This window comes from Kocuria sp. UBA5001, assembly GCF_002398425.1.
GTDB lineage: Bacteria > Actinomycetota > Actinomycetes > Actinomycetales > Micrococcaceae > Kocuria > Kocuria salsicia.
In genome coordinates, this window is the sequence record NZ_DGYR01000020.1 from 5,822 (window position 1) to 24,939 (window position 19,118).

Genomic DNA, 19,118 nt, shown 5'->3' on the forward strand with positions numbered 1-19,118 from the left:
GGCGCCGTCGTCATCCGGTCCGAAACAGTGCCGAGCTCAGCCCGGCAGGGGCCCGTCCAGGTCGGGATCGTACTGGGGCACGAACTCCTCGCCGCGCTCGGCGGCCTCGCGGGCCTGCCACTCCCGCTTGTGGCGCTTGTCCGCCAGCGCCCGGGCCAAGCCCTCCTCGTGCTCCCGGCGAACGTCCTCCTCCGGCTGGTTGCGCATGTGCGCGACCGCGCCGTGCACGCTGCCGTCGAAGACCTTGGTGCCGTGGTCCATCACGATGCCGCGCTCACAGATGTCCATCACCAGGTTGAGGTCGTGGGAGACCACCACCAGGGTCTTGCCGCGTCGCACCAGGTCCTTGATGCGGCCGATGCACTTCTTCTGGAAGGGCTCGTCACCCACCGAGAGGATCTCGTCCACCAGGAACACCTCGGGATCCGTGTGGACGGCCACGGAGAACGCGAGCCGCAGGTACATGCCCGAGCTGTAGAACTTCACCTCGGTGTCGATGAATTCCGCGATCTCCGAGAAGGCCACGATGTCGTCGAACTTCTCGTCGATCTCCTCCTTGGTCATACCCAGGATCGCGCCGTTGAGGTAGACGTTGTCCCGGCCCGTGAGGTCCGGGTGGAAGCCTGCACCCACCTCAATCAGGCCGGCCACCTTCTCGCGCGTGAGGATCTCACCCGAATCCGGGTTCATCACACCGGAGATCATCTTCAGCGTGGTGGACTTGCCCGAGCCGTTGAAGCCCAGCAGCGCGACCGTCTCGCCGTCGTGGATGTCGAAGGAGACGTCGTTGAGTGCCGTGAACTTGGCGGTCAGGTCCCCCTTGCGGCCCTTCACGAGCCAGACGAAGGCCTCTTTCATGGAGCGCGTGTGGCGCAGCACGAACTCCTTGGTCATGTGGCTCACCCGGATGGCGAGGTCCGCGTCCGTGCGACCCGGTGTGTTCTCGTTGACTGCACTGGACATGGTTCACAGCTCCTGGGCGAAGTTGCCCTCGTGGGCCCGGAACAACCGGTCCGCCACGAAGAAGACGATCAGACTGGTCACGATGGCCAACGGGGTCCACCCCGTGAGCAGGTGCGGCGGGATGTGCCACGTCTGCGGAGAGTCCGTGGTGGGGAACCAGAAACCGTAGTGGAACAGCTCCACCGCCACCGTGAGCGGGTTGAGCATGTACACGTAGTACACCCAGTCCCACAGCTTCTCGTGCACCATGGTCCACAGGTAGAGCACCGGGGAGGCCCACGTGGAGACCATGATGATGAGGTCCACGATGTTCTCGGCATCCCGGAAGAACACGTTGAACGTGGTGAACAGCATGCCCAGGGCCAGGGAGAACACCGCGATGATCGCGGTTCCCACGAACACCGCGAGCAGCTGCTTGATCCCCGGGTGCCACCCTGTGACGAAGCACGCGAGCAGCAGGATGACCAGCTGCGGCACGAAGTGGATGAAGGCCACGAGCAGGTTGGAGACGGGGAACAGCTGCCGCGGCAGGTAGATCTTCTTCAGCAGTCCGCCGTTGGCCACGACCGAGCGGGACGCGTTGCCGAAGACCTCCCCAAAGAGGTTCATCACCACGATCCCGGAGAACAGGTACACGGCGAAGTTCTCGATCCCCCTGTTGAGGTCCAGGAACACGCCCATGGCGATGTAGAACACCAGGAACTGCACTCCCGGTTTGAGGTAGGACCACAGAAGTCCGAGCACCGTGCCTCGGTACCGGATCTGGATCTCCTTGTCCACGATCAGCCTGAGCAGGAACCGGTTGGCGAACACGTCCCTCAGGCCGCGGTCCTGCCCGGGTGGCCGCAGCTGAGTGGCGGGGGCTTCGTTTGGCATCTGCCGTCCTTTCCTGGCGCGCCTCACGCGCCGTGACCGGAATACACGCCGACGCCGCACGCCTGCTCAGGCGTGCGGCGTCGGGCGGGAGGGAACTACTGTGCGGGCCCGTTCTCCGCGAACGTGCGGGCCCAGGCCTGAGGGGAGGTGATCTCCGGCAGCGCAGCCCGGTACTGCTCGCTCAGCTCGTCCCACCGGGACAGCAGCTCGGCGTGCAGCTTGGTGCTCTCCGCCATCAGCTCACGCACCTGCGCAGGGTCCCGGCGATACCAGGAAGCACCCGTGCCGTCCGCGTTGGAGACGATCGCGGAGTCGAGGGTCGCCAGGTAGGACCAGTGCCCGTCCATGTGGGCGACGGTGGCCTCCGGGTACTCCCTGGCCATCTCACGCACCGGGCGCAGCGTCTGCTTGAGCACGGTGCGCAGCGCCCACGGGATGAGCTGGGCCTTGGTGGGCGACTTGGGAGCCTCCATGCGCTTGGGCGGCTTGGCGCGCCGCACCGGGGGCAGCTGGGAGAGGTCCTTGACCACGCGACCGTCGGAGTACTTGTCCTTCATGCCCCGGATCTGCGGCATGCGGTTGGGCAGCATCTCGTGCAGGCGGTCCGGGCCGTCCAGAACGTCCTGGATGGCCAGCAGCACCGACCTGGCCGGGTAGTACTGCATGGACACCACGTGCTTTGTCTCCGTGGTCATGGACTCGCGCAGCATGCGCCCGCCCTTGGAGAAGGGCGAGTGCAGCAGTGCCGCGATGAGGCGGTTGCGCTCGTGGAAGTACGCCTGCCAGTCCACGGCGTCGTCCTTGTCCGCCCAGGACACGTGCCACACCGCAACGCCCGGGAGGGAGATGGTCGGGTAGCCCGCGGCCTTGGCGCGCAGGGAGTACTCGGAGTCGTCCCACTTGATGAACACCGGCAGCGACAGCCCGATCTCCTCGAGAATCACCCTCGGAATGAGGCACATCCACCAGCCGTTGTAGTCGGCGTCCCAGCGGCGGTGCAGCCTGGGCCGGGAGCGCAGACCACGCTCGGCAAAGTCCACGGCGCCGAGGCCGTCGATGGGACCCCACAGGAAGCGGTAGGAGTTCACGACCTCCGCGTACGCGTTGAGCAGCGGCTTGTTGTACATGTCGAACATGTGCCCGCCCACGATCGACGGCGTGTGGCACATGTCCGCGAAAGCAGCCGCGCGCAGCACGCCCTCGGACTCCAGCAGGATGTCGTCGTCCAGGATCAGCACGTAATCGGACTTCTCGACGCCGTCCGGACCCTGCCGCCCCTCCACGACCTCGTACATGTTGCGGGCGAAGCCGCCGGAACCGCCCATGTTGCCCTGGCGGATCATGCGCAGTTTCCCGCCCATGGCCTTCTGCGCCTCCGCGAAGTCCGGCTCGTCCTGCACCAGCTTGTTGCCCTGGTCCACGATGATCAGCTCGTCCAGGACCTCGTCCAGGCCGTCCGCGTTCGCGATGGTCTTGATGGTGTTCACGCAGTAGTCCGGCCGATTGAACGTGGTCACGCCGAGCGTCACCCGCCCCACGGGACGGCCCTGGGAGGGCACCAGCCACGAGGCCTCGTCTAGGACCATGCCCTCCTCGTCGGAGATCAAGTCGAACCAGTACCACCCGCCGTCGCCGAACGGTGCGAGCGTGAGCTCGAACTCGCAGGTGGTCTCCCCGCTGACGCGGCGGTCCTCGACGCGCTGGGAGACACCCCGGGCGTTGCTGCGGTAGACGATCAGAGAGCCCGCACCCGTGGTGCGCACACGCAGCACCACCGAGTCCGCCACGGTCCAGCGGCGCCAGTACGAGGCTGGGAACGCGTTGAAGTAGGAGCCGAAGGACACCCGGCGGCCCGCGCGGATGCGCACCGAGCGCCGGGAGATGATGTCGTCCGGGTGCTGGTTGGCGGTGTCCGAGCCGGCGGAGGACGGGCCCTCCCTGTTGATGGGCCCGTCGATGTACAGCGGCAGCGCGTCGAGGTCCTTGTCGGCGGGGAAAATCACGCGGGCCACCTCTCGCAGATCCGTCTGCGTGCTCGGCTGGGTGTTGATCTTCGCCAGGTACTCGTGGTTCCCGTCGGCCGACTGCTCTGTCTTCTGGGCGTTATCGGCGCTCACGCGTCCACTCCTCCACTGGTCAGGGGTGCACCGGACGTGAAGTGCGGTGCGATCTTGTTGTCCACCATGGACAACGCGGAGCCGATGGCCATGTGCATGTCCAGGTACTTGTACGTGCCCAGGCGTCCGCCGAACAGCACGGAGGACTCACCGTTGGCGAGGTCTCGGTAGGCGAACAGCTTCTCACGGTCCTCGGACGTGTTCACGGGGTAGTAGGGCTCGTCGCCCTTCTCAGCAAAACGGGAGAACTCGCGCATGATCACCGTGGCGTCCCTCGTGTAGTCCCGCTCCGGGTGGAAGTGGCGGAACTCGTGGATGCGGGTGAACGGGACGTCCTCGTCCGGGTAGTTCATCACCGACGTGCCCTGGAAGTCCTCTATGTCGAGCACCTCCTCCTCCAGGTCGATGGTGCGCCAGGAGAGGTCGCCCTCGGCGTAGTCGAAGTAGCGGTCCACGGGACCGGTGTAGACCACCGGGACCTGACCCACAACGTTGTCCTTCGAGAACTCCTGGGAGTCGTCGAAGAAATCGGTCTCCAGCCGGACGTCGATGTTCGGGTGGTCCGCCATGCGCTCGAGCCACGCGGTGTAGCCGTCCACCGGAAGACCCTCGTGGGTGTCGTTGAAGTAGCGGTTGTCGTACGTGTAGCGCACCGGAAGCCGGGAGATGATGGAGGCGGGCAGGTCCTTGGGATCCGTCTGCCACTGCTTGCCCGTGTAGTGCTTGATGAACGCCTCGTACAGGGGGCGGCCGATCAGCTGGATGCCCTTGTCGTTGAGGTTCTGAGGGTCCGTGCCCGCCAGCTCGCCCGCCTGCTCGCGGATCAGCTCGCGTGCCTCACCGGGAGAGTAGGCGGCCCGGAAGAACTGGTTGATCGTGCCCAGGTTGATGGGCATGGGGTACACCTCGCCCTGGTGGCGGGTGTAGACGCGGTGCACGTAGTTGGTGAACTGGGTGAAGCGGTTCACGTACTCCCACACGCGCTCGTTGGAGGTGTGGAAGAGGTGGGCGCCGTAGCGGTGCACCTCGATGCCCGTGCGCTCCTCGTTCTCGCTGTAGGCGTTGCCGCCCAGGTGCGGCCGCCGGTCGATCATCGTGACCTTCAGACCCAGCTCGCGCGCGGCCCGTTCGGCCACGGTGAGACCGAAAAGCCCCGAGCCCACCACCACAAGATCAGTGTTCATCTGTCTCTCCTACCCTCTTCCACGTTCCATGCACGCACATCGTCTGCGCTAAAAATACCGGACCAGGCCACGAGGGCCCTGTGTGACCCGCTGGCCGTGGCGTGCCGAGTGCCCGGCATCACCCCAGGTCGCGGGGCCGCCCGAGACTTCCCGGGGCGATGCCGCCCAGTGCCAGGACATCGCCCCGGCGTCGGCACGGCCGTGGGCCGCGGCGTCGTCCCGCGTCGCGACGTCGTCGTCCAGACGGGTGCGCACCGGGCGCCCAACATGCCGCCCGGCTGACTCCCGCGGCTCAGTGGCCCGACTCCTGGAAACCGCTGAGCACCCACCGGGCGGCGGCGCGTCCAGAGGCCCCCAGGGAGGCGTGCTCCCGTGCCCACCGGCTGCGGCGCTCGCGCTGCGCCGCTCTGTCCCCGGACCGAGCATCCCCGAGCGCTCGCCGCATGGCCTGTGCCACGGCGTCGGGCGTGAACTCCACGGGGGTTCCCAGGTCGTTCTCCTCGACCAGGCGTGCCCCTACCCCCACCCCGGCGTAGATGGAGGGTGTGCCGCACGCGGCGGCCGCGTAGAGCTTGGTGGGCTTCGAGAAGTCGTAACCGGTGTGCGGGATCACCGAGGCGAGGGCGGCGACCGCCCCGCGAGTGAAGGCCGCGGTGCGAGCCGGGCTCTGGACGCCGTGGAAGACCACGTTCTGCGGGGCGAGCCGCTGTGCGATCTCCTGCACCCGCGTGAGGTCGGAGCCCCGACCCAGCACCTGGAGCGTGACGTCCGGGTGCTCGGGCAGGATCTGCGCCAGCGCCTCGATGAAGATGTCCATGCCCTGCCACTCCGAGATGGAGCCGGCGTAGACGAAATAGGGCCCGGGCACAGCTTCGGTGGGCCCGTCCGCCGTGAAGGTGTCCGTGTCGATCCCGTTCTCCGCCACGAACATCCTGTCCCAGCGGGCGCCGGTCACACGGTGGAGCTCCTCGCCCATGGACTCGGAGACGGTGATGACGCCGCCAGCGCGCCGGGCGGCGATCGTCTCCGCCACGCGCATCCCCTGCGTGACGAATCCGGGAACGTCCATGTTCAGCGTCGCGGAGGTCCAGACGTCCGGGTTGTACCAGATGTACGGCCGACGACGCAGCGCGCTTGCGAGCCACACGGCCACGCCCGTGGTGGGCGGCGGCTCGCTCACCACGATGTCCGCGTCCATCAACAGCAGACGGGTGAAGGCCTGAATGTCGAAGCTCAGGTACTGGGCGACGCCCCTGACGTAGTCCTCCTTGTCCCGCAGCACGGGCACGCGCACGATCTCGTACGGTTCGTCCACGCGCACGGCAGCCATAGAGCGCGGCGGCCGGGTGGTCAGCACCGTGACGTCCGCGCCCTCGGCAGCGAAGCCCCTGGCGAGAGCGGCGAGGCGGAAGGAGGCAGCGGCCGGTTCGGGGAGGAAGATGCGGCTGACGATGACAACCTTGCGGGGTCTCATGGGCATTACTGTCTCATGATTCACCGCGGGGTTGCGCCCCTGTGGTGGGTGCACGGCGAGCGCCCTCCCCCGATCCGCAGGGCAGCCTCGTGGGTCCTGTGCCTCCCCAAGGACGTCGGGGCGCCACCCCCGTTGATCTCGGGTCGACTGCAGTGGACCCATGCAGCTCTCCCTCCGCCTGGTCTGGCACGGGTCCCAGGATTTCCACACCGTGTCCCTCTCGGCGCCCGCCGACACGAGCGGGCAGGAGCTCGCCCGGGAACTGCTCCGGCACCTCGGTCCAGGTCACGAAGCCAGCGTGGACGGGGTCCCTCTGGAGCTGACGCGGGTGGGGCACCCGCCCCTGGACGACGGCGCCACGATCGTCCTGCGGGCCGCGGGCCCCGCTGATGGTGAGGGCAAGCTGACGGGCGCACGAGCGGATCCCCCGTGCTGCGAGGCAGGTTCCGGGCCGCATCCTGCGGACTCGGCGCATGCTGCGCCCCCTCGAGGTGAAGGGCATCCCGGGACCGGCCATCCCGGCACCCCAGAATCCCCCGCCGGCTCCGAGCGGACGGCGTGCCGCAACGGGCCCTCCACGGTGGCGTCCGAAAACGTCGCTCACCTCGTCGTCGTCGAGGGCGACGCCGTCGGGCTGAGGCTCCCGCTGCAGCGGGGCCGGTTCCGGCTCGAGCTGCTCGACGGCGTTCCCCGGCTGCTCCCGGTTCCACCCACCGACACCGGTGCCACGGACGGCTCGCGCCGCACAACGCTCGTCATGGACGGCTCCGGTCTGCGGCTTCTCCCCCGCGGGACCGTGCTCTCCCACGGGGACCGGGTGCGCGTGTCCGACGGTGAGCACGAGTCCTGGGCCCGGTGCATGTTCCCCCGGGATGTGGTGGCGCAGACCTGCTGGCCCGATCCGACGCTGCCCCCGCCGGGTTTCTCGGCGCAGGAGGCCGATCCGTCGCGCCCTCTTCGGCTGGAGCACCCGGGCCGGCACGCTGGCCGGATCGCCCTGGTGACCGGCCTGCTGCCGCTCGTGGCGGGCATCGGCATCGCCGTGGCCACCGGCTGGTGGTTCTTCCTCCTGTTCAGCGCACTCGGCGCGGCCACCTCGCTCGCGGGATGGGCCTCGGAACGGGGCGCCCGCCAGGAGCACCGGCACCGGGTGGCCGCCGCGCTCGACCGGGACCTGCGCCGCAGTGCCCACGCCGCACCGTCGTCCGCGGAGGTCGTGGAGCGGTGCGACGCGCTGCAAGGAGACCCTGCCACGCGCCAGGGACTCCACGTCCCGCTTCAGCCCTCGAACGGGCACGCCGCACCCCCTTCCGCACGCCACTCCCGCTGGGTGCGGCTTGGTCACGGGCCGCGAGCGGCGCAGCTCACGAGAGAACGCGGCACACCGCTCGCGAGTGTGAGCCACCGCCGCGCTCCCGTGCTCCTGGACCTCGCCGCCGTCCCCTCGCTCACCATCCAGCTGAACGGGCAACGGCTGCGCGGTGTCCTCGACTCCCTGGTGCTTCAGCTGTTCACCGGTCCGCAGGCCCTGCACGGCCTCGTTCTCTCCCCGGGGATCTCGTGGCATCCCCCGCTTGACCACGACGTCGTGCAGCCAGGTCCGAGACCCGCGTCCACGCGGGCCACGGAACCCGACCCGCCGTCCCTCACGACGCTCGAAGTCCTGACCCCGCAGGACGCGGGGGCATCGCCACCGGGGCCGGACGCGGTGCGGGTGGTCGTGGCGCGCGGGGGCCGTCCGGATGCAACGGCAGCCCTCCTCACGTCCCACGGTGCGCGGTACCGCCTCACGACCCCGGTGGACACCGCGGTCCCCGGTCTGTGCGCGGCAGAGCAGCGCGTCACCGTGGAGTTCTTGGCCGACACCGTGGCACGGGAGACCGCGGCGCGGGCCCTGGGAACCTGGAAGCGTGCGGTGGGGCGCGCCGGGACTGCTGGGGACCGTTCTCTCCCCCGGTTGCTGGGCACGCACGAGCTCCTGCGCGACGACGCACCGGGGCACGTTCCCGACAACCGCGCCCAACCGCGAGCGCCCGGCACCACCTCACTGCGCCTGAGCACCGCGATCGGGGTCTCTGGCACGGGGGCAGAGAGGATCGGTCTCGACGACGAGAACCCTCACCTGTTGATCGCCGGCACCACGGGGTGCGGCAAATCGGAGGTGCTGCGCACGCTCATCCTGGGGCTCGCGGCGGCCGCCCCTCCCGGTCGTCTCGAGTTCGTAATGGTTGACTTCAAGGGAGGCGCGGCCCTCGCGCCCCTGACGGCGCTGCCGCACCCCACCACGCTGCTCACCGATCTCGGCCCCGACGAGGTACGACGTGCGCTGGCCTTCCTGCGCTCGGAGCTGCAGCGCCGCGAGCGGGTCCTCGCCCGGTGCGGATTCGTGGACATGGCCCAGGCGCTTGAGCACGCTGGCCCGGACCCGGTGGTCCGGGAGCTCGTGGTCGTGGTGGACGAGGCCAAGATGCTCACGGACTCGTTCCCGCACGCCGCCGAGCAGCTGGCCGTGATCGCCGCGGTGGGCCGCTCCCTCGGCGTCCACCTGGTGCTCGCCACCCAGCGGCCCCAGGGGGCACTGCCCGCGGACGTCCGCGCCAACGTCACCCAGGCACTGTGCCTGCGGGTGCGCACGGAGCAGGAGTCGATGGACGTGCTCGGGACGTCCGCCGCCGCGGGCATCCCCGCCATCCCTGGGCGCGGGTTCCTGCACCGCGGCGACGGCAGCCCGGTGGCTGTGCAGTGCGCCGTGGCCACCCGCATGTCTCCACCGGCACCCGCACCGCTGACGATGCACTTCCATTCCCTGCACCGCCCGATGCAGACAGCGGCGGTCGACGGCGGCCATTCAGACCACACCGTGCAGGGCGTCGACGCCGCAGTGGCCGACATCCGCGCGGCGTGGGCGGGTCCCGTGGAACCGGACCCCGCGTCGCTGGCGGTACCGCTGCCCCTGCCCCGCACTGCCCGAACTGTGGAGCACGAGGGCACCGGCGTGGACCTCGGCCCCGGGGAGAACCCGGCCGAACACTGGTGCGGGCGGTCCACGTGGGAACCGTGGGCGGACGGACCACTGCTGTTGATCGGCCGGCCGTCCGTGGTGCGTGAGCCGTTTTCCGCGCTCGCCCGGCGCTGCGCGGACGCGGGTACGGGTGCGGCAGCGGCGTCGTCGGATCTCACGGCAAGCGCCCTCACCTCGCGAACCGGCGGAGGAAACCAGGCACCCGTGGTCTACCTCGTGACAGCGACCGGCACGGAGGTCCCCGGTCTCGCGAGCGCGGAGGGCTTGCCCCGGCACGGGGCGCTGCGCGGTTGGGCTCGGGCTGACCGGCCCGCGGACCTGGCACATCTGCTCGAGCGTCTGCGAGAGGCTCTCGACCGGACCGGGGCGGCAGCCGGGGAGAAACCACCGCGGGCAGTCCTGGCCGTCGACGACTGGGACCGCTGCAGCCAGATCCTCCGCTCAGGGGCGTGGTCGCACCTCGAGGACGAGCTGCTGGCACTCGTGGCCGTGGGTCCTGCACGCGGGCTCTCCGCCCTCGTCGCCGGCGACAGGGCGCTGCTCGCTGGGCGATCCGCGCAGCTGGGATCATGCCGTCTCTACTTCCCGGTGGGTCAGGCCCCGGAAGCCCTGCTGCAGTGGCCGCGCCTGCCACCGATGGCCCACCACGTCCTGCGCGCGGCCTACTTCGGGCCGGGTGCTGCCCGGTGCACCACTCCGGGCACCACCCAGCCGACGGACGGTTCGGCAGTCGTGCAGCTCGCGGTCGGCACCGCACCACTTCCCGGTCCCGGGTCACGCCCGTCACCGGTTCCCGCGTTCGCGTCAGCGGGGATCGACGCCTGGCCCCGTTCCTTCCCCCTGCCCGAGGCGTGGCAGCCGCCCGCGCGTGCCGTCCCGGGCCTGCTCCTGGGCGTCTCCCGGCACGGCGAGGTCGTCGTGCACCCGTGGGGGCCGGGCGCCACCCTCGTGGTGGCCGGACCCGCCCGTTCTGGACGCACCACGTTCCTCGACGGCGCCGCCGAACGCCTGTCGGAGTGCGAGAGAACCACACCGAGGGTCGTGGAAACGGCGACCACGCGGACCACTGCGGGGTCGCGAGCAGGCTCCGCCTGCACTGCGAACGGGCTCGGAGCCGCTGCGGACACCGGGCCCACCGCGCTGACCCCAAGCCATCGCGTCGTGCGGGCATTACCCAGGACGACGGCGGAGGTGGAGACCCTCCTGCGGCAAGCCCGCGCGATCCCCCGCCCTGTGACCATCGTGATCGACGACGCTGACGCCCTGCCCATCGAGGCGATTCGTGCCCTGGCGGCGGCGTGGGAGCCGCGGGTTTCCGCGCGGGAGGATTTCGGCCGGGCGGATTCCGAGCGGCCGGACGGGGAGGCGCAGGGCCCACCCGGGAGCCGACCGGGCCCGCGCCTGGTGCTCTCCGTGCACCTGAGCGACTCGGTGACATCCACGTTCCCGCCCCTGCTCTCGTGGCGGCACCGCGCGGATGCTCTCCTGCTCCGGCCCCGCCGCGCGTTCGACGGCGACCTGTTCGGAGCACCGCTCACGGGACAGCCCCTGGGCGGCCCAGCGGGCAGGGCATTCTGGGTGCACCGCGGCCTCGTCGAGCTGCTGCAGAGCCCGGCACCCGTGCCGCGTCCGTCTGGGGGGAGCGGTGCGTGAGCCCGCGGCGGAGCCGACGGGGTCAGCCGTACGGGATGGTTTCAGCACTTGCGGGCCACCCGACCGAGCGTTGTCCATCCGGGAACGGGTCCCGAGCGAGCGGCGCCACCGCCGCCGTGCCGCGTCGATTCAGCGGGCGGCATCATCGCGGGTCCGGTGCATCCACGCCGTGGTGGGCGGGGCGAAGAGGCACAGGATGGTCATGACGGGGACCGCCGCGATCAGGATTCCCCACCACCCCAGCGTCACCCGCAGGAGGGACATCGCCACGATCAGGAGGAACGCCTGCGACACGAGGACCGCGGCCCGCGGCCAGCGTCGGCCACCCCACGTGCCCCGGGCGGCCGCCGCGAGCCACAGGCTTCCCCCGGCCATCACGAGGGTTGCGAAGACGATGCCGCCCACAGGTAGGACGTGGACCGAGAACAGCGATGCGATCAGACCCACCGCGACGGCCAGCAGCGCCACCGCTTCCAGTGCCACGAGCACAGTCACCACCCCTGCCGTCCGCGGGCGGACCTCGGAGAGCTCCGGGGAGGGACGGGACGCCGGGCTGAGCATGAACAGGACCTTTCAATGGAAGAACGACACGTTCCACTCTAGTGACCGCCCGTGCCCCCCCCCCCCGATCCCCGTGCGGCTGGGGCGTGAGCAGAGGGCTGCGGGTAATCCGCGACAACCACCGCGCAACGCACATCCCGCCCACGCCCACGGGGAGGTCAGGCAGTCTCCACGGACCCTCGGTACGCGCGAGTAACCCGCATCTTTCCCACCTGTGATGTAGCGCTCACACTCTTGTTTCCGGTGTGTTTACGTGGGAAACTACCAAAAGATCCCAAAAGGCCCGATCCCCCGGGCCTTTTCTGTGTGCCCCTCCCCAGCACCCCCTGCCGCGACGGCCCGCCGCGCACTGCGGCACGTGCGCGGACCGGCACACCCGAACCTGAAAGGAGCGGTGTAGCCATCATGGATTGGCGTAGTCGCGCAGCCTGCCTCGAGAAAGACCCCGAACTTTTCTTCCCTGTCGGCAACACGGGCCCCGCCCTGCTGCAGATCGAGGAAGCGAAGTCCGTGTGCCGCACGTGCGAGGTCATGGACACCTGCCTGCAGTGGGCCCTGGAGTCCGGTCAGGATGCCGGCGTCTGGGGTGGCATGAGCGAGGACGAGCGTCGCGCGCTCAAGCGTCGCGCCGCCCGCGCCCGCCGCGCTTCCTGAGCAGCCACGCACCGGGGACCTGACGTCCCACACTGCGCGGCCCGCGCACCCTCTCGGAGAGAGACGTGCGCGGGCCGTCGGCGTGTCCGGGGCACCTCACCTGGTTCCTGCCCACTCCCCGGTGCGAACCCGCGCGCCCTCGCTCGGATGGAACTGGCGCGGCCGCTGCAGGGCAGCGCCGGGAGGTGATGGCCCCGCCGCGGCGGGCGCCCCACGTGTTCGACTCAGCGCCGCCCCGACGTCTGCTGGGGGAACCGCGCCGTGATGACCACCCTGGTCCCACCGGTTTCTCCAGGCTGCCACCTGATGCCGCCGCCCAGCTCGCTCGCCACGAGCGTGCGCACGATCTGCATCCCGAGCCCCTCCCCCTCGGCCGGAGGGCGGTATGCGTTCACTCCGGACTCCTCGATGACGGTGTCCCCCATGCCCCTGCCGTCGTCGTCGATCGTGATCTCCAGGACCCGGTGGGTGGTCCCCGCGGCGTCCACCTCGTCCTGCAGGTGCGCCACGCTCAGCTCCACGGTGCCGTTGCTGTCCCTGAGCCCGTGCTCCACCGCGTTCGCGACCAACTCGTTGACCACGAGCGCCACCGACGTCGCACTCTTGGACGGCAGCCGTCCGAACTCCCCGTGCACCTCGGTGCGCACGTGCTGGGAGGCGGAGGCCGTCTCCACGGCGAGCTTCACCTGGTGCCGGATGAGGTCGTCGAAGTCCACGTCCTCGGAGATCTCGTGTGAGAGGGATTCGTGCACCCGGGCGATCGAGCTCACACGGCGCATGGCCTGCTGCAGACCGTTCCTGCCCTCGGCGGAGTTCATGCGCCGCGACTGGAGCCGTAGCAGGGCGGAGACGGTCTGGAGGTTGTTCTTCACCCGGTGGTGGATCTCGCGGATCGTCGCGTCCTTGGAGACCAGCTGCAGGTCACGACGCCGCAACTCGGTCACGTCGCGGCACAGCACGAGTGCACCCGCGCGCTCCGTGCCGCGACGCAACGGGAAGGCCCGCAACGAGGCCGAGGCCTTCACTGCCGAGAGCTCCGCGCGCCAGGGCATGGTCCCGGCCAGCACGGGGGCCAGGGTCTCGTCCACCCCCGGGGCGTTGAGGTTCAGCTGCCGAGCCGCGTGGAGCAGGTTCTGCCCCGTCAGGTCCCCCTGCAGGCCCAGCCTGCGGAACGTCGAGAGGCCGTTGGGCGAGCAGAACTCCACGACCCCGTCCGTGTCGAGACGGATCAGGCCGTCGCCCACCCGTGGCGCTCCACGCCTGGAGTCGATGCGCACGGCGAAGTCCGGCCACGTGCCCTCGTTGGCCATCCGCAGCAGGTCGCTCGCCGACTGCCGGTACACCAGCTCCATGTGGGAGGGCAGCCTGTCGTGGTGGGGTTCGGCCGTCAGGCTCACGACAGCGATCGTCCGGTTGTTTCGCACGAGCGGAACCAGGGTCACGGACCGCGGCGCGAGGCTGGACCACTCCGAGGGACCCACCTTCTCGATGCGCTGGTCGATCCACGCCCTGCGCAGGGTCCGCGCTACGTCCCCGCCAACGGTCTCTCCCACCATGTCCTTCTGGTACGCGGTGGGCCCGGTCGTGGGCCGGGCGTGGGCCAGCACGAGGAAATCGCTGTCCTCCGTGGGGATGGGCCGGCCCGTGGGACTCTGCGCGGCGGAGACCACCGAGCGGGGGAAGCACAGCAGCAGGTCTCCCACGCCGAGGTCTGCGACCATCTGCCAGTCGCCCACCAGCAGGTGCAGCCACTCGGCGTCCCCCGCATCGAAGTCCGGGACGCTTCGCAGGGGGTCCGTGAAGGACATGGCAGGCTCGCTTTCCGACCGTCAACCGCGGCGCAACCACGCGCCCATTCGACGCCCCAGCCTAGTCCCCCTGACGGTGGCCTGCGCTGCACCCGAGTCTTCCTCCGGGTGCTCCAGCACGCGCACGAGGGCGGCCAGCCCGACCCGCAGTGCGCTGCGCGGGGCCGTCTCCGCGAGCACCGCGCCGGCGAGCAGCGCGCCGTCGCACGCGGCCGGATCCCACGGAAGAGTGTGGGCCACGGGGTGGCCAGGCGAGAACCGGTCCCAGGCCTCCCGCACGGCCTCGCCCGCGGAGCGCCCCGCGGCCGCGGGTCGCAGCTTGTTCACCACCACCACGAGGCGGGCGGAGGGCGTGGCCTGCCAGAGGTCGGGCAACGCCTTCACGAGCCGGGGCACCCCCAGGGCGTCGGCGCCGCCGAGGGCGATCACCGTGTCCGCCGCAGCGACTGCGCCGAGGGCCGCGGCGTTGCGGCGCGGGGCCAGGAAGTCCGTGCTGATCTCCTCGTCCGCCTCGAGGCACGAGGAGACGTCTACCACCACGAGCTCGTAGTCCTGCCGTGCCCGTTCCAGGACGCTCTCAAGCGCGGACCCGCGGATCTCGGGCCACCTGTCGTGGCGGGTGATCCCGGTCAGCACGTCCATGGAGGCGCCCGCCACCGAGACCGCTGTGACGCTGCGTCGCAGCCCCGCCTCGTCCATGCGACCCTGGTCCGCCAGTCGGCAGGCCTGGGCGAGCCCGGCGGCCTCGTCCAGCATGCCGAGGCTCGCGGCCACCGAGGCGGCGTAGGTGTCCGCGTCCACGAGCAGCACGCGCACGCCGAGGAGAGCGGCCTCCGCGGCGAGGTTCACGGCGGTCACGGTCCGGCCCGGGGAGCCGGCGGGGCCCCACACGGTCACGAGACCGCGGGCCCCAGAACCGACCTCGGCCGACCCGGGGGATGCGGACACGGCGTCAGCATCCGGCCGCCAGGTGTTCCCCCCGGACCGCAGGCCGAGCTCGTTCATCTCCGGACCAGCCGAGGTGGCGGCTCCAGCCCCCTCCGTGGGCTGTGCCGCTGACGGGGAATCCCCACGCGCCGAGGCGCTGCCACGTGCGTCGTCGGAACCGTCCGCCCGACCTGCGGCGCGGCCGCGTCCCCTTCCGCGAGCGCTCTTGCCGGGGGCCTTCCGCCCCGTGGCGTCGGACGAACCGCCGCCCGCACGGCCCACGGCCTTGCCGCGCTTGTCCCGGCCACCACCGACCGTGCCGGTCCCGGCCGTGCCCCCGCCGGCACTGCCCTTGTCGCCGCTGCACCCCTGTCCCGCCGAACCTTCGGATCGACTCCCACGGGAACGGCTGCCTCCGGCCGCACCGGGTTCGGCGGGTGCGAGTCTGGGATCAGGTGCGCCAGCGACGTCGTCGCGTGCTGGAGTACGGGCCGATGCGCCCTCCGCGTGGCGCGCCGCAGCGTCATCGTGGGCTGTGCCGTCGTCGTCTTCCGCCGCGGCCGCCGACGTCGCACCGACCGCCCGCGCGCCGGCCCCGTTCCCGGCGTGGCCGCTGGCTGGTCCTCGCACCGCCAGGCGGATCCGTTCCGCGAGGTCCTCGCCCGAGGCCGCCACGGCCACGCTGCCCACGCCGAGCCGGGACAGCCGTGAGCTGTCGTGCCCCTCGACCACGAGCACGCTCACGCCGTTGCCGCCGAGCTGCTCCAGCAGACTCCCTGTGAGCTCCTCGGCGCCCTCCGCGACGAGTGCCACGTCCGCCATCCCGGTGTGCGAGCAGGCAAGCAGCTCCGACAGGTCCATGCAGCGCCGCACCACCGTGACGTCTCCGTGCAGCCGTTCGAGCCGGTCCACCAGCTCCCACGTGCTGATCCCCAGGGTGGCTACGGAGATGCTCACGAGCCGCTCCCGGTGACGTCGAGCACCAGGGTGACCTTGGCGTCGTTGCCGAGGGCGTCCACCAGCGGGCCCACCTGCGCCTGGCGGACGAGCACGTGGACGGTGACGCCGCCCGTGCCGCCGAGCGCGGTGTCTGTGGTGTCCACCCGGGCAATCTCCGCGCCCGGAACGAGCCTCCTGGGCTCCTGGTACCCCCGACCCGTGGGCTTGGGCTGCGCCACCCACACGTCCACGTGGGAACCGGGCCCGGCCTGGGCGGGGACTGGTGTCTCGAGCTTGATGCCCACCGGGGTCCTGTCCAGCTCGTCGGCAGTGCCCAGCGAGGTGGCGGGGACCAGCTCTCCCTGCGCCACGCGCTGGGTCACCACGGTGTTCTCCTGCAGCTCCCGAGAGGCGGAAAGGTAGCGCTCGGACGCGTCCTGGAGGTGCGCGTCCACGGTGGTGAGGTCCTCTCGGGTGATCCGCTGCCCCACCGCGAGGTCCCCGGCGGCGGCGTAGTACGGCTGGCTCCTGTTGGCCGCGGCGACCAGAAGCACCACGCCCATCACGGAGACGAGCACCAGCAGCAGACCCACGAGCAGCCGCGGGTCACGCCAGGACGGTTTCCGGAACCTCGCCGCCGTGCTGGATGCCCGCCCCTGCGATGCCGAGCTGCCCATGTGCTCATCCTTTCCCCAGTGCCCGGCACCCACCGGATCCACCCGAGTGTGCCCCGCGCGGACGTGCGCTGGAAAGTGTGACGGGACACACTGTGGACAGAGATGTCCACGCCTCCATGCCCGGTCGATCCTGTTGATAGCCGGTCCCCACTCACCCCACGTGGGACAATGTCCGGTGAACTCCGATGATTCGACATCGAACAGCACCAAAGGAAGTGAGACAGGGCCGTGACGCAGCAACGATTCCTCACGCTCGCCGACGTCGCGGAGATCCTCTCCGTCTCCGTGGCGCAGGCCCGCGCGATGGTGCGCTCCGGAGAGCTGCCGGCCATCCAGGTGGGGGGCCGCGGACAGTGGCGCGTGGAGAAGAGCAAGCTCGAGGAGTACATCCAGCAGGGCTACGAGCGCACGCAGACCGCGGTGCGCGAGGGCACCCTGCACTGAGCTCGGCCGAGATTCACAGCGCGTCCGACCCGGTGTCGAGCGAGGAGACCAGGGCGACCGCCGAGAACCCGACCGTGCGCACCGCTGTAACCGCGCGGCGTCGCCGGAACTCGTCCTCGGGGTGCACCGCCACGTCGAAGAAGTCCTGCCCCACCGCGTCCAGCGTGCCCTCCAGCTCACCCTGACCGGCTGGATCCTGCAGCAGCACGCGCACGTGAACCCGCGCCGTGCTCAGGGCCCGCAGCACGTGGCCCATGCCGAGTCTGCGGATCGTGGACCTCTCGGGCAGCACCTCGAAACGCCGCGGCAGCCCCTCCCACCACGCCACACTGTGCAGCGGAACCAGGTGCTGCAGATGGCGTTCCCGCACCACGACCCACCCCGCGCCAACATCCGCCAGGACGCCCTCCAGCGTGTCGCCCCGTGTGGGTCGCAACCGTACCGGGCGCTCCCTGTGCGCGGCCAGCCGCTCCAGCAGCGACAGCCGCGAGAGCTCCGCCCGCGCCGTCTCCACCGCCTCCTGCTCGACGGTGCGCACGTGCGCCTGCTCGAGCTGCGCCTCCATGTCCTCGAAGAGCTCGTCCCACCGCATGTCCAGCTCTGCCTCTCCGTGCCGATCCCTGCCCAGCTGCCACCCTCCGGGGCGGCGCCCCTGCAGGACCTGCGCTTCACCGTAGGGCACCGGGCCCTCGGGCCCCAGCCGCTCTCCCGTTCCGGCTCCATGCATTTGGTTCTTTGATTGACTCCCGAGTGAAACCTCTGAATGATCTAAAAATATCAAACGACATCAAACAACATCATCAGGAGTCCGACATGCCACGAGCAATGATCGAATCCTCCGCACCGTCACCGCGTGCGGCGCTCTGGCTCGTGGTTCCCCTCGCGGCTGCACCTCTGGGAGCCCTCGGATGGGTGCAGGCCGATCGCCTCCGTTCCGCGGGCGCCACCGACGACCCAACCCTGGCCGTCGCCGTGCTCGCCGCCGGGACGTGCCTGGCCGTGGCCGGGTGGTGGATCGGCGGACTGGCCATGCTTTACGTCGCCGCGGTCGCGAGACGGCTGCGCTGGGCCGGCCTGGAGCGCTGGGCCACTCGGCTCACCCCGGGCCTTGTCGCACGGACGACGGCGGCCGCCGTGGGCATCCAGCTCGCGGTCCTCGCTCCCGCCCACGCCGACGACGCCGCACTGGACCCGTTCTGGGGTTCCGCGGCCTCGGGCACGGAGCAGCTCGCAGCACCCGGCGAGCAGCCCAGCACCACGGATGCCACGGCGTCGGAACCCGACACCGCGACAGACCCTGACGCCCCGGAGAGCCCCGACCTGCCCGCTGACGGTTCGCCCACCGCCGGAAGGAGCACGGCTGAGACGCCCGCCGCAGGCACGCCCTCGACCACGGATCTGCCGCTCGGCCAGAGCACAGACCAGGCTGGCACGCGGGCAGGGGCGCCGCTCGGCACAACGAGTCCGACCACCAATCCTCCCGCCCGGGATCGCGTGGCGGACGGGGTCATCACCGTCATGGCCGGGGACACCCTCTGGGACCTCACGTCCCAGCTGCTGGGCCCAGACGTCTCGGACGCGCTCCTCCCCCAGAACCTCAGCGCCTGGTTGGAGCACAACGCCCTCGCCGAGCACGGGGACCTGATCCACCCCGGGGACCAGCTGCGCGTGCCACCGCACTTGCTGACAGCGCAGGCAGGACGAGGCTGAATCCGCAGACCGCACGCCGCGCAGCCCCGATGCGCCAGAGGCCCCATCGCACCAACCAGCAACCAGCAACCAGCAACCACGAACCAGCAACCACGAACCACGAACCACG

The 19,118-nt window shown here is 70.6% G+C and carries 14 protein-coding genes; 4 read left to right on the forward strand and 10 right to left on the reverse strand.

The annotated features are described in order from the left end of the window. Positions 1-36: 36 nt before the first annotated feature. The 5 genes from B3G12_RS11245 to B3G12_RS11265 form a co-directional block, all read right to left on the reverse strand. Complete coding sequence (locus tag B3G12_RS11245) at positions 37-963, reverse strand: ABC transporter ATP-binding protein (protein WP_055082148.1); 927 nt, start codon at positions 961-963, stop codon at positions 37-39. Between the two features lie 3 nt (positions 964-966). Then, positions 967-1,839 carry an ABC transporter permease gene (locus B3G12_RS11250; RefSeq protein WP_055082150.1) on the reverse strand — a complete coding sequence of 291 codons (873 nt, stop codon included), beginning with the start codon at positions 1,837-1,839 and terminating at the stop codon, positions 967-969. 95 nt (positions 1,840-1,934) lie between these two features. Beyond that, a complete protein-coding gene (locus B3G12_RS11255) occupies positions 1,935-3,956 on the reverse strand; it encodes a glycosyltransferase (protein WP_144942143.1) in 2,022 nt (673 codons plus the stop codon). Beyond that, positions 3,953-5,140, reverse strand: a complete 1,188-nt coding sequence (glf, locus tag B3G12_RS11260) for a UDP-galactopyranose mutase (protein WP_144942141.1) — start codon at positions 5,138-5,140, stop codon at positions 3,953-3,955. Before glf ends, B3G12_RS11255 begins: the two co-directional genes overlap by 4 nt. A 292-nt stretch (positions 5,141-5,432) precedes the next feature. After that, positions 5,433-6,614, reverse strand: a complete 1,182-nt coding sequence (locus B3G12_RS11265; protein ID WP_144942139.1) for a glycosyltransferase family 4 protein — start codon at positions 6,612-6,614, stop codon at positions 5,433-5,435. Positions 6,615-7,194: 580 nt separating this feature from the next. Between B3G12_RS11265 and B3G12_RS11270 the strand changes: the two genes are divergently transcribed. Then, entirely contained in the window at positions 7,195-11,289 is a 4,095-nt protein-coding gene (locus B3G12_RS11270) for an FtsK/SpoIIIE domain-containing protein (RefSeq protein ID WP_290500412.1), read from the forward strand. Positions 11,290-11,418: 129 nt separating this feature from the next. Here the strand turns inward: B3G12_RS11270 and B3G12_RS11275 are convergent, their stop codons facing one another. Continuing rightward, complete coding sequence (locus B3G12_RS11275) at positions 11,419-11,850, reverse strand: hypothetical protein (protein WP_144942135.1); 432 nt, start codon at positions 11,848-11,850, stop codon at positions 11,419-11,421. Between the two features lie 405 nt (positions 11,851-12,255). On the opposite strand from B3G12_RS11275, the gene B3G12_RS11280 reads away from it, so the two are divergent. After that, positions 12,256-12,504, forward strand: a complete 249-nt coding sequence (locus tag B3G12_RS11280) for a WhiB family transcriptional regulator (RefSeq protein ID WP_055084871.1) — start codon at positions 12,256-12,258, stop codon at positions 12,502-12,504. A gap of 224 nt (positions 12,505-12,728) precedes the next feature. Here B3G12_RS11280 and B3G12_RS11285 read toward each other — a convergent pair whose 3' ends face one another. The 3 genes from B3G12_RS11285 to B3G12_RS11295 are packed head-to-tail and all read right to left on the reverse strand — an operon-like array spanning position 12,729 to position 16,855. Continuing rightward, entirely contained in the window at positions 12,729-14,312 is a 1,584-nt protein-coding gene (locus B3G12_RS11285) for a sensor histidine kinase (RefSeq protein ID WP_145009517.1), read from the reverse strand. Between the two features lie 21 nt (positions 14,313-14,333). Next, positions 14,334-16,196 (reverse strand): AAA family ATPase, encoded by a 1,863-nt coding sequence (locus tag B3G12_RS11290; RefSeq protein ID WP_290500415.1) that lies wholly within the window; start codon positions 16,194-16,196, stop codon positions 14,334-14,336. Then, complete coding sequence (locus tag B3G12_RS11295) at positions 16,193-16,855, reverse strand: SAF domain-containing protein (protein ID WP_186367269.1); 663 nt, start codon at positions 16,853-16,855, stop codon at positions 16,193-16,195. Before B3G12_RS11295 ends, B3G12_RS11290 begins: the two co-directional genes overlap by 4 nt. A 228-nt stretch (positions 16,856-17,083) precedes the next feature. Here B3G12_RS11295 and B3G12_RS11300 point away from each other — a divergent pair, with 228 nt between their 5' ends. Continuing rightward, positions 17,084-17,299: a helix-turn-helix domain-containing protein gene (locus B3G12_RS11300; RefSeq protein WP_290500417.1), complete on the forward strand. Its 216-nt coding sequence runs from the start codon at positions 17,084-17,086 to the stop codon at positions 17,297-17,299. Positions 17,300-17,312: 13 nt separating this feature from the next. Here the strand turns inward: B3G12_RS11300 and B3G12_RS11305 are convergent, their stop codons facing one another. Further along, positions 17,313-18,026 carry a hypothetical protein gene (locus tag B3G12_RS11305; protein ID WP_290500419.1) on the reverse strand — a complete coding sequence of 238 codons (714 nt, stop codon included), beginning with the start codon at positions 18,024-18,026 and terminating at the stop codon, positions 17,313-17,315. 23 nt (positions 18,027-18,049) lie between these two features. On the opposite strand from B3G12_RS11305, the gene B3G12_RS11310 reads away from it, so the two are divergent. Then, the gene (locus tag B3G12_RS11310; protein ID WP_290500420.1) at positions 18,050-19,009 is read left to right on the forward strand and encodes a hypothetical protein; all 960 of its coding nucleotides are present in this window, start codon (positions 18,050-18,052) and stop codon (positions 19,007-19,009) included. The last annotated feature ends 109 nt before the right edge of the window (positions 19,010-19,118 follow it).